Raw genomic sequence first — 11,628 nt, forward strand, 5'->3', positions numbered from 1 at the left:
AAAATAATGTTAAAAAATCTATCCGCCAAGGGTTTCAGGCTGTAGGGCATTCCAGACCTTTATTTTATCTTCAATTGAAAGGCCAGACTGGACTTCAACGTAAATGCCATCACTTACCCCTAATTCTATATCTTTTCGGGTGAATTGCTGATCTCCTGTAGCTATTTCAACAAAGGGTTTTTTAGTTTCGGGATCAAATTGCACCAGGGCTTCTTTAATAGCCAGGACGCTGTCTGCTCTGGCCAGAATGATTGAGGCATTAGCACTAAGACCAGCTCTTATAAATACTGTATCGCCTTTGTTTAAAGTTCCTTTGATCTCAAACTGAATGGCTCCGTTCTCGGCCTTGCCTTTAGGTGCGATATAATCCAGGACCGCATTAAATACTTTATTCTCTATAGCTCCAACGGTAATTTCGAGAGGAAGGTCTTCCTTAATTTTCCCTACTTCAGATTCGTCAACTTTTCCTTCAAAGATCATTTTATTTACATCGGCTATGGCAGCAATAGTGGTCCCTTCATTAAAATTATTGCTTTCAATCACCTGATTTCCGACCTCCACCGGAACTTCCAACACCATCCCGCTTACGGTAGCTTTTATCAGGGTATTTGCTGCGTTGCTCAAGCCCCTTGTAGTACCGGTTTGTACAATATCATATCGTTTATTGGCAGCCGAATAGGCTTGTTTCGCCTGGTCATATGTTACCTGTGCCCTTTCCAGGTCGACTTTGGAAACCACTCCTTTAGAATAAAGTTCACTCTGCCTGTCGAAATTCCGTCGCTGATCCTCGAGATTGATCCGTGCGTCTTCAATTGCATTTTTCGCATCGTTCAGAGCATTGAGATTGGGCACTACCTTAATCCGTGCAATAAGATCTCCGGATTTCACGTAGTCGCCCCCTTCTACATAAACCTCTTCAATTACCCCTGAGATGTTTGGTTTTATCAATACCTCTTCAAGGGGCAGAATACTCCCGGTTGCTACTGTTTTCTTAATGATGGTGCGTTTTTCTGCCTGTTCAGTTTCATAGACAACAGGATCTTCCGCATTTTTTTGATACAGATAGACCATTGCCCCCCCAAAAGTGATCACTATGATTAAGAGGATAATTACGGTAACTGATTTTTTCATTTTTATTTTAATTTGATCGGTTAATCTTATTCAGTTCTCAAGGCATCAATCGGACGTATTTTGATCGCGCTCTGCGCCGGGATAAAGCCAGCAAGCAGACCAGAAATAATCAGAATTACCAAAGCCGCCGAAACAACTCCGAGATTTACACTGGGATTCATAAACATATCCACAGGTCCATTTGCCGCCAACAGGGCATTAACTCCATAAATAAACAATGCACCTATAACAATACCTGCCATCCCTGAGATAATAGTCAGAAAAATAGATTCGAGCAGTATCTGTTTCCTGATTGACCAGGGGTCTTCTCCCAAGGCACGGCGAATTCCTATCTCCTTGGTTCTCTCTTTTACTACGATCAGCATAATATTACTTACACCGATGATTCCTGATAGAAGGACAAGAATCCCAACGAAATACCCTATAAAACTCATGGCTCCAAACAAGCTTTCCACCCTGTTGAACTCTTCGTATAGATCAAAAAAGCCAACGGCCCTGGAATCTTCAGGATGTACCTTATGAACTTTTTTCATCTCATTAACAATACCGGTTTTTAAATCTGTAATAGGAAAGCCATCTTTTGCCGTAATGGCCATCCATCCTACGTTGTTTCCCTGATTGAAGGCCTGGGAAAATGCAGTAAAAGGAACGTAGATTTCTTTTTGACCTTCTTCTCCATTTCCATTGCCAGATCTTTTTTTATACGTACCTACGACCATAAAATTAACCCCCTGTATCTTTATATAGGAGCCTAAAACCTCTTCTCCCGCGTCGTATAGTTCATTGCGCACCCCTAATCCCACCACAGCAACTTTTCGTTTGTTATCAATATCGTTCTGATTGATAAAACGGCCTGCAGTAATTGCCATAGGCTCCTGCTGGATAATTTCAGGATAATCGCCGTAAACATTATACGCACCTGTCTTGATTCCCCTGACTACATTATTATTTCCACGGAATCCTCCGAGTTGGTTTCTGGGAGAAATAAATCGCAATTGAGGAAATTTTTCCTTTAGTGTTTTAACATCTTCCGTCTTAAACCTAAAATTCCTTCCGATGGGCATACCCATATGGGCCTTGGTAGTACTACGGGTCCACATAAACATAGTATTGGTAGCTATATCCCCGAAATCTGTCCTTATGCCATTCTCAAGACCTTTTCCTGCAGAAAGAAGGATAATCAGGATCAATATCCCCCAAAAAACCCCAAAAGCCGTCAGGACGGTACGGAACCAATTGGTGGTAAGTACCTCCAAAATTTCTTTCCAACGATCTCTGTTAAACATTGTCGATTCTACTTAGCTTATTATTCATCGCGCAAAGCGTCAATGGTATGTATATGTGCCGCTCTCCATGCAGGGAAAAATCCCGCAATAGTACCTGCCACTATTAAGACAAAAACTGTTGCCAGGGCAACATTAAAATTAACTGATGGATTCACTACATAATCTACTTCAACATAAGGGCCAACAATTTCCAATATCCCCATACTAAAGATGAGACCGGCAAAACCCGAAATGGCCGTTACGAAGATCGCCTCGTGTAAGATCATCAAAATGATCGACCAGGGTTTTGCTCCCAGGGCCTTACGTATCCCGATTTCTCTTGTGCGCTCCTTAACTACAATCAGCATGATATTACTCACACCAACGACACCGGCAATGATGGTGCATATCCCTACGAACCAGAAGAAAAATTTAATATTGTTAATAAGGCTGAAATACCGTTTGGCCTCCTCAAGGGCACTCCAAACCTGGATGGCACTGGTATCATCCGGGGCTACAGTATGGGCCTGCTGGAGATAGGACCGCAAATTATCTTTAAACAAGACAGCCTGTGCGACGGCTTCATCAAAATTTTCAACCTTAGGCAGGGTATACGAAATGTTATTGATATAGTCTGCCCCGTTAAATACCTTTTGCGCGGTTGTCATCGGAATATAGATGCGTTCTTCTTCTCTCTGCTCCCGCTCATCAAATACCCCGATAATCTTAAACAGAACACCGGAAATATTGATGTACTCCCCTATTGGAGTATCCAGGTTCTTAAAGACATCCTCTTTGATTTTTTTTCCGATAAGAGCTACTTTCCCTGTCCCGGCTATATCCTGATAATTAAGGAATCTTCCTTCGTGTAATTTGGCGTTATCAATAAACTGGTAATCATAGGAGACCCCCCTGACGCTGTAGACCAAGGCTTCTTTTCCGTAGTTTACATTGACATTTCTAACAAAAATAAGGGGTGATTTATATTCAACTTCCTCGCCAAAGAGTGAATTAGCAGTTTCGTAATTCTCATTGCGTAATTGAATCCTCCTGCCTGGATTTAATCCTTTGTATTCCTTTGTAGTTACACCTGGCCAGACCTCTACTATGGTGGTGGCATCCTGTTCAAACTCGTAGCTAATCCCATTTTGCATTCCCTGACCAAATCCTAAAAGGATGACCAATATAAAGATACCAGAGGCCACAGAAACCCCGGTCAGAAAAGTACGCAACTTATTTTTCCTGATGGTATCAAAGATCTCTTGCCATCTCTCAAGATCGAACATTGGGTCAGTGTTTAAACAATGCAGTATAAAATAGACTCCTCAAGGTCTGTATTGTTACAACAATCTTCCTTAAATCAATGTTAAATTTGAAAAGTTCAGGATTTTAACTTGCGGTAAATAAAGAAAAATAGAGCTCCAATCAGAATATAGGGGATGGCCATCAGGTAAACGATGCCATTATTGATTCCTTCTGCGACGGAAGTATTGCCTTCACTCTCCAGTACGGCCCTGCACATGGCACATTGTGCTTCAGACATAATAGGAAGCAGCATAAAAAGTCCAATGGTTAGAACTAAGCGATATCGAACCGACAAAGAAGAAGGTTTTTGCATCATCTGATCTTTTAATAGGAATAATATGGCGATATCATAAGATAAACAATTACACCTGTTAGGGCCACATATAACCAGACAGGAAAAGTAATCCTTGCTAGTTTTTTATGTCGCTCAAAATTCTTTAAATAAGCACGGGCATAGGTATGGAGTACAAGAGGAATTATGGCAATGGAAAGCAGGATATGTGTAATCAGGATAAAATAATATACTCCCCTCACCCAACCTTCGCCCCCAAAAGGTGTAGAATCTGAAGTCATATGGTAGGCAACATACATCACCAGGAAAACGAATGACAGCGCTATACAAGTGGTCATAAGGCGTTGATGTAGTTGTTGTTTCCCATTTTTTATTGCCCAGACGGCAGCGACTAGTAAAACTGCTGTAAGACCATTGATGCCTGCGTAGATCGGAGGCAGAAAACTTAGGGGTTCCACATCGGGAAGACGTACCCCAAACAATGCGGCTACCACAAGAGGGATAAGTATGGATATGATAGTTATCCATCTGTTTACCTGCTTTTCATTTAAGCTTAGCGTGCTCATTCTATTCCTGCAATAATTTTTTTATGTCCTCTTTTAAAATACTGATTTGCTCCTGCTCCCCTTCAAAATTCTCTCCCTGAGATTCTTTTATCGTTCCGCGATAATAAATCAGCGGGTTACCGTAGGCATCTCTTCTTGAACGCAAGTATCCGTTTTTATCTACGAGGGCAAAGAGGCCTGAATGCTCAAAACCCCCGGGCACATCCGGAGAACTGGCTGCAAAAATATTAAAGCCTTCATTGGCCAGCTTCATCACTTCTTCAGAGTTGCCTGTAAGCAGGTTCCAGTCCATATCGGTGATTCCATACTTCTCGGCATATTCCTTTAAAACCATGGGAGTATCGTAATCCGGATTGATGGTAAATGAGGCTATCCCAAAATTTTCAAATTCCCTGAATTCGTTCTGAATCTCCACAAGATTCTGATTCATAACCGGGCAGATGGTGGGGCAGGTGGTAAAGAAGAACTCTACTACATAAACCTTGCCTTTGTAATCTTCATTTGTGATCAGCAAACTGTCCTGATTAAGAAAACTAAAAGGCGGAACTTTGCGTTTTTTATCATTCAGGGTGATGTATTCCAGAGGTCGCTCTACCCCTTCTGCGATATTCATCCTTGTGTTTTCTACTATGTTCCCCGACTTAATCCTTTCTACGATCCTTGGAATAAAGATAATTCCGAAAACCAGTACAATCAGCGATACCCAGATATAAGTGTATTTCTTTTTCATCAGTTGCTTCTTTGGGCGTTATTTCTCTTCAGGGCGAGGCGGTATTCGGCCAGAATGATCTTTACATCATCCTCCATCTTATTGTTGAGTTCAGCTACGGAATTGGTATTGAAGCCGAACTTAGTGCCTTCATCTTCATCGTCTGTTCTGCCCCTTAAGTTGCGGTCTTTATCAATGATAAATACATAAGGGGTTCCCAAACCTTCATCCAGTTTTAAATCGGTTTGGAGTGAAGAAAAAATCCTTTCAATCTCTTCGTCTTTTGCAAAGACGAATTTCCAGTTTGAGGCATCTGTAAGCTCATTGAGTTCCTGACGGATACTTTCAACGACATCTTCTGTCCCGTACGGCATCACCATGACCATCTGGAAATCGTGAAACTCGTAAAAACGCTTATAGATTTTTTGATTGAGGTTAAAAGCGTTCCCCTTTCTCAAATCGGCATCTTTCCCCAAAAATCCCAGAATAGTGATCTTATCCTGCAAACTTACATCGGGGCTTATTGCGACCATATCTTCCACTTCTTCAGTGAGAGTGGGGAGACGTCCAAAATTATTTACCCCTGAGGCAAAAAAGAGATATGCTACTAAAGGAAGGATAAACAAAACAATTAGGACAAAGGTCTTTTTCATGGTCAAAAAGAAACAGTACAAAAATAAAAAAGACGGTTCTTATACCGTCTTTTAAAGTTGTTAATTCCGTGTTAGAAATTCCATTGTATATATCCGTCTTTAAAGACGTTGTAAATGTAATCGGCTTCGAACAACAGAATAAATATCAGGTAGCTCACCAGGAAGATAGGTGTCCATACGATTGCCCTTCTCAGGGAACTTTTCTCATCGCGAAGGTGCATAAAATCCCAGGCTATATAATAAGCCTTTACCAGGGTCAGGATGATGAATATCCAGTTGAGCAATTTCATTCCGATAAAAGTATTTGCCACGAAAATTTCAGGTTTGGTTATTCCCAGGGCTACCTCAATGGTTGTAACTATAGATAAAAAGATCAGGACACCCCATATTTTCTGGGTATTCGACTTGAATTTCAAGGTCCCTCTGAAGATGGCTAATTTATGTTCGTGTGACATATTAAAGTCGTTTATTACTATTATTCAGACGATTATACAAGATAAAAGAAGGTAAAGACAAATACCCATACAAGATCTACAAAGTGCCAGTAGAGACCAACCTTTTCAACCATTTCATAATGTCCTCTCCTTTCATACGTACCAAGGATGATATTAAAGAAGATGATGACGTTTATCACCACTCCTGAAAACACGTGGAATCCGTGAAAGCCGGTAATAAAGAAAAAGAAATCGGCGAATAATCGGCTTCCGTATTCATTTCTGACGAGATTGGCACCTTCTACTACTAATTGAGCATCTTTAATTTTGGCCAGAGATTCTTCCCTGGTTAGAAGAGTCTTCTCTCCTTCTTCATTAATCGTTTCAGTACGGATCAGAATATTTGGATTAGATAAGAAACCCTGAGTGACTTCTTCCAGGGAATAGGAAGGAAGAGAAGTTTCATCTGAGTACCAGATCCCAACATTCTTTTGCTGGGTCACTCTTTCCGTTTCTATCTGTTCAGCAAAATCTGCAAGGGCAGCGCGTTCTCCGGTATCTGCTTTAACAAACTGCAGGATACGTCCACCTTTGGTCTCAAGTGCACCGTAATCTCCCTTTATAAAAGTTGCCCATTCCCAGGCCTGTGAGCCAACGAAAATTGCTCCTCCGATGATCGTAAGAAACATATACAGGACCACCCTGTTTTTCATCATTCTGTGACCGGCATCTACTGCAAGCACCATGGTTACAGAGGACATGATCAGGATAAATGTCATAAACGCCACGTAGTACATGGGAAAATTTCCATGAATAAAAGGTACGTGTGTAAATACCTCATCGGCAATTGGCCAGGTCTCAATAAATTTGAATCTGGAAAATCCGTAAGAAGCTAAAAATCCTGAAAAGGTGAGGGCATCAGAAACGATAAAGAACCACATCATCAATTTGCCGTAACTCGCACCTAAAGGCTGGTTACCGCCACCCCATACACTTTCTTCTTCTGCTCCTGTTGAGATCGTCGAATCCATATACTTATGATCTTATTAAGATAATTTTAGCAAAAATACATTTTTTTAGGCTAAAGAAAAGCGATTCCATGCTGAATGGAAGAGATTTTTTCTCCTGCTTTAAAAGAAATAGAAAAACAGCATTAAATAGACCCATAAAAGATCGAGAAAATGCCAGAAGGTAGCACCCAGTTCCATCCCCAGCATGTTATCTGAGGTGTATTTACCTTTCTGCTGTCTTACCAATACCACAATCAGTGAAATCATCCCCGCTATAACGTGCACAATATGAACGGCAGCGATCAGGAAGATATAGGACATGGTTATATTACTTGTGGGACCTGTGAAATAATACCCCTGTGCAATAATTTCATTAAAGCCCGTAAACTGAAGAATAATAAAAATGATCCCCAACAACAGGGTTCCGTATAACCAACTCGTTGCCGCTTTCTGAGCATCCTTGTTTACGAGGCGTTTGGCCTGAATATATGTAAGACTACTGAGGATGAGTACAACTGTACTGTAGAAAAAAGCTGTAGGCAACTGAAAATTATTTAACCAGTCTTCTCTTGAACTACTTACTATAAAAGCACTGGTCCACCCGGCAAAGCCCATTAGCAGGCTAACAATCCCAAACCAAAGCATCATCTTTTTTGCCCTGGCATTCTTCTCCTTTTGTGTCCCCTGTGTTAAATCCATATTTGCGTAATAAATTTATCTGCTACATAAACCAGTTGCATCAGGCTTATGTATGTAACGCTGGCCAGCATTAATTTTCTGGCTGTAGCATTGTTTCTTTTTTCAAATAGTCTCAAGGCGAAAACAAGCATGATCAACCCCATAAGTAAAATGATAATCGCTCCGGTTACAGAAAGTTGCAAGAGGCCAGTGATCCCAAAAACCGGGATGACAGAAATGACAATCATCCAAACGGTGTACATTATAATTTGCACGGCAGTTCCCTTATCTTTCTCCCCGGTTGGGAGCATTTTAAACCCTGCTTTTTTATAGTCCTCATCCAGCATCCATGCCAGGGCCCAGAAATGCGGGAATTGCCAGAAAAACTGAATCATAAAAAGGGTTCCTGGCTCTATTCCAAAATCGTTGGTCGCCGCCACCCATCCCAACATAAACGGTATTGCCCCCGGGATAGCACCTACAAAAACAGATAAAGGCGTAATTGTCTTTAAGGGGGTGTACACACTGGTGTACAGAAAGATGGCAATTGCACCGAACATGGCGGTTTTCGGATTCAAAAAGTAGAGAATCCCGATTCCGAGCAAGGTCATTATTACTGCAATTGTCAAAGCTGTGGAAGGAGCCATTCTGCCTGAAGGCACAGGTCTGTTCCTTGTCCTTGACATCAATGCGTCAAGGTCTTTTTCTATAACCTGATTAAAGGCATTTGAAGCGCCTACCATACAATAGCCCCCCACCGCAAGCATCAGCACTGATGTCCATTCTACCTGATCGGCTCCTAAAAAATAGCCGGCTACAGAGGAAAACACAACGCTAAGGGCAAGCCTTGCTTTGGTAATCTCTTTAAAGTCAGAAAATGTCAATGTCCAGGAATGTGTTTTTACCGAGCTTACAGCCGACTTCATCATCGAATTTATAAGGGTGCAAAGATACGGTCCGGAGTATATTTTTGCAACGAATTGATACTGTTTATGCTAAGTTTAGGAATTATTGACATGGAACCTCCTGCAGCGTATGATATAAACATGCTTTGGATGTACAGCATAAAATAACCCCGTCATTTCAGGACGGGGTACTTTTTTACCTTGATCTCCTATTGCAACTTAAATAAAATCGGAATACTGAAGGGCACTCTTACAGGTTTTCCCTTTTGTTTTCCAGGGGTCATTTTTGGCAATTTCTGGATAATCCTCAGAGCTTCTGCTTCCAGGTTTTTATCCGGGCCACTGTAGCGTATATTTCCAATGCTCCCGTCATTCTGAATGGTAAACATTACACTCACCCTTCCCTGTATCCCCAGTTCCTGAGCAATCTCTGGGTAACGAAAATTCTTGATGATGTGTTTTTGCATCATTTCATTAAAACAGGCCTTTTTATCTTTTACATCTTCACAACCCGGAAACACCGGAACCTCATCCACTAAATCAATCAGGATAAGCGGTGGTTCATCCTTAGTGGAATCGCTGTACCGGATAGAATCAAGTGGTAAAGGCGGAAATTGGGGTATTTCAGGTTGAATCAAAGCATCGACATCCACTGGATCAGACTCTGAGATAATGAATTCCGCAGGATTGTATACTACCTTAGTTTTTAGTGGGATTGGTTTTTCTTCCTGGATAACTGGAATCTGCTCCATAACAATAATGGGTTCTTCCCATTCACTAATTGTAAGAATACTGTTTTCACTAGACTGGAAGGAGGCTTCAAGACCCAGGTAAGTGAGGATCATGGCGAGGATCAGGCCCAATTGGAAGTAAATAGCACCCCTTTTTTTAAGATTCGCCTCTTTTTTTCTCATCCATCTTGGAAGCGGCTTTGTTCTTACATCTCGTTTACTGTCTGATAATACAGGTTTCCTGGGTGCTTTTTTCATCGTAAATGGTTTAGTGTTACGATGTTTTAGAACACAAGAAACATACCAAAAAAAACCCTGACCAGCTGGTCAGGGTTTATATTTATCTAAATATTCTTTTATTGCAGTTTGAATACAATTGGAATACTGAAGGGCACCCTTACAGGTCTTCCTCTTTGTTTTCCAGGGGTCATTTTTGGTAATTTCTGGATAATCCTCAGAGCTTCAGCTTCAAGGTTTTTGTCCGGACCTCTGTACCGTATATTTCCAATACTTCCGTCTTTTTGAATGGTAAACATTACACTTACCCTTCCCTGAACGCCCATTTCCTGAGCAATTTCAGGATAGCGGAAATTTTTAATAATGTGCTTTTGCATCATTTCATTAAAACAAGCTCTTTTATCACTTGCTCCTTCACAACCCGGAAATACCGGTACATCTTCAATTACCGCAAAGGGTACATCCACATCTTCGAAATCGTCCTCAACAATTACATCCTCTACTTCAATGATCTCTTCTTCCTGACTGGTTTCTGTAGACTCAATTACGGTTTCCTCGACTTCCTCTTCATCTTCAACTACTTCAATCACTTCAGGTGCAGCAGGAGGTGGTGGAGGCGGAGGTGTTTTGATCTGTTCTGTCATTGGAACCTCTTCATCAAGGGCATCTTCTACGTTGAGAGAGATATCATAATCAGCTACTTTGTCATAGGTCTTCCATTCAAAAGCGATAAATACCAACAGCATTACAACCATTAACCCAAGAACAAAATAGAGGCCACTATTCTTTCTTAAATCGGCTTTGGGATTCTTCTTAAGTTCCATATTTCTTGATTTAAACGTTTGCTAATTTAACTATTAATTTATAAAAACCGTAATTAATTTTTCCATTTTAACCTGGTTTTGTCAGAAAATATCGCCCACATCAATAAAGTTCCAAATAGTGCTCCTATAGAATTTGCCAGAACATCCAAAATTTCCCCACTTCTGTAGGTCGTTAGGCTCTGTTGTAATACCTCAATAATTATACCATATATCAGCAGACTGCTAAGTAAAATCAGTGTTCTTTTTCTAGCAGATGTAAATTGCTGGTTTCCGGCATGTATGAACAACATCCCCAGAACGGCTGCAATAAAATAAAAACTAAAATGGACTACTTTGTCAAGATAAGGGATTTGAATGTCAAGGGATAAGTCGTCTTCAAATGAAACAAGACTAAGGACACTAATGGCAATCATCCATGCAAAAAACCCGACACCAAATGCATAGCGTTTAAGCACCTACGAGTTCCTTATAGGCTGTGTCACTCATCAAATCCTCCAGTTCAGCCTCATTGCTAAACTTAATTTTAATCATCCATCCTTCACCGTAAGGATCTGAATTCACTTTCTCCGGTTCATCTTCGAGAGATTCATTAAATGCGATGATCTCTCCACTTAAGGGGAGAAAGAGATCAGAGACGGTTTTAACAGCCTCAACAGTACCGAATACCTCTTCCTTCTCAAGAGTCTCGTCTAAGGTCTCTACTTCCACGTAAACGATATCTCCCAGCTCGCTCTGGGCAAAATCGGTGATTCCCACAGTTGCTGTATCACCTTCAATTCTCACCCATTCATGGTCTTTGGTATATTTTAATTCGGATGGTATGTTCATGTTTTTTGAATTAGTTACGAAGGCAAATGTAACGGATTCTGTCAAGGTTTTCAAAAAACC

15 protein-coding genes are annotated in these 11,628 nt (G+C 40.9%); all 15 read right to left on the reverse strand.

Features of this window, described 5'->3' with window-relative positions:
- Positions 1–18: 18 nt before the first annotated feature.
- Positions 19–1,131 carry an efflux RND transporter periplasmic adaptor subunit gene (locus tag ACA086_RS13390; protein ID WP_371003854.1) on the reverse strand — a complete coding sequence of 371 codons (1,113 nt, stop codon included), beginning with the start codon at positions 1,129–1,131 and terminating at the stop codon, positions 19–21.
- 26 nt (positions 1,132–1,157) lie between these two features.
- On the reverse strand, positions 1,158–2,417 hold the full coding sequence (locus ACA086_RS13395) for an ABC transporter permease (protein WP_371003855.1): 1,260 nt from the start codon (positions 2,415–2,417) through the stop codon (positions 1,158–1,160).
- Between the two features lie 20 nt (positions 2,418–2,437).
- Complete coding sequence (locus ACA086_RS13400; RefSeq protein ID WP_371003856.1) at positions 2,438–3,682, reverse strand: ABC transporter permease; 1,245 nt, start codon at positions 3,680–3,682, stop codon at positions 2,438–2,440.
- Between the two features lie 95 nt (positions 3,683–3,777).
- Positions 3,778–4,017, reverse strand: a complete 240-nt coding sequence (locus tag ACA086_RS13405) for a hypothetical protein (RefSeq protein ID WP_371003912.1) — start codon at positions 4,015–4,017, stop codon at positions 3,778–3,780.
- A gap of 8 nt (positions 4,018–4,025) precedes the next feature.
- Positions 4,026–4,559: a DUF420 domain-containing protein gene (locus ACA086_RS13410; RefSeq protein WP_369746965.1), complete on the reverse strand. Its 534-nt coding sequence runs from the start codon at positions 4,557–4,559 to the stop codon at positions 4,026–4,028.
- A 1-nt stretch (position 4,560) separates the two neighbouring features.
- Positions 4,561–5,289: an SCO family protein gene (locus tag ACA086_RS13415; protein ID WP_371003857.1), complete on the reverse strand. Its 729-nt coding sequence runs from the start codon at positions 5,287–5,289 to the stop codon at positions 4,561–4,563.
- The gene (locus ACA086_RS13420) at positions 5,289–5,921 is read right to left on the reverse strand and encodes a hypothetical protein (protein ID WP_371003858.1); all 633 of its coding nucleotides are present in this window, start codon (positions 5,919–5,921) and stop codon (positions 5,289–5,291) included. The genes ACA086_RS13415 and ACA086_RS13420 overlap by 1 nt, the downstream gene beginning before the upstream one ends.
- 71 nt (positions 5,922–5,992) lie before the next feature.
- On the reverse strand, positions 5,993–6,376 hold the full coding sequence (locus ACA086_RS13425; RefSeq protein WP_371003859.1) for a cytochrome C oxidase subunit IV family protein: 384 nt from the start codon (positions 6,374–6,376) through the stop codon (positions 5,993–5,995).
- A 32-nt stretch (positions 6,377–6,408) separates the two neighbouring features.
- Complete coding sequence (locus ACA086_RS13430) at positions 6,409–7,386, reverse strand: cytochrome c oxidase subunit 3 (RefSeq protein WP_371003861.1); 978 nt, start codon at positions 7,384–7,386, stop codon at positions 6,409–6,411.
- A 99-nt stretch (positions 7,387–7,485) separates the two neighbouring features.
- Positions 7,486–8,064, reverse strand: a complete 579-nt coding sequence (locus tag ACA086_RS13435; protein ID WP_371003862.1) for a heme-copper oxidase subunit III — start codon at positions 8,062–8,064, stop codon at positions 7,486–7,488.
- Complete coding sequence (gene cyoE / locus ACA086_RS13440; protein WP_371003909.1) at positions 8,055–8,969, reverse strand: heme o synthase; 915 nt, start codon at positions 8,967–8,969, stop codon at positions 8,055–8,057. Before cyoE ends, ACA086_RS13435 begins: the two co-directional genes overlap by 10 nt.
- Before the next feature lie 188 nt (positions 8,970–9,157).
- Positions 9,158–9,937, reverse strand: coding sequence for an energy transducer TonB (locus ACA086_RS13445; RefSeq protein WP_371003863.1), 780 nt, complete (start codon positions 9,935–9,937; stop codon positions 9,158–9,160).
- Between the two features lie 98 nt (positions 9,938–10,035).
- Positions 10,036–10,740, reverse strand: coding sequence for an energy transducer TonB (locus tag ACA086_RS13450; protein WP_371003865.1), 705 nt, complete (start codon positions 10,738–10,740; stop codon positions 10,036–10,038).
- A gap of 53 nt (positions 10,741–10,793) precedes the next feature.
- Positions 10,794–11,195 carry a VanZ family protein gene (locus ACA086_RS13455; RefSeq protein WP_371003866.1) on the reverse strand — a complete coding sequence of 134 codons (402 nt, stop codon included), beginning with the start codon at positions 11,193–11,195 and terminating at the stop codon, positions 10,794–10,796.
- The gene (gcvH, locus tag ACA086_RS13460; protein ID WP_371003867.1) at positions 11,188–11,568 is read right to left on the reverse strand and encodes a glycine cleavage system protein GcvH; all 381 of its coding nucleotides are present in this window, start codon (positions 11,566–11,568) and stop codon (positions 11,188–11,190) included. Before gcvH ends, ACA086_RS13455 begins: the two co-directional genes overlap by 8 nt.
- Between the last annotated feature and the right edge of the window lie 60 nt (positions 11,569–11,628).

Source organism: Muriicola sp. E247, from assembly GCF_041358175.1.
Classification (GTDB): Bacteria; Bacteroidota; Bacteroidia; order Flavobacteriales; family Flavobacteriaceae; genus Muriicola.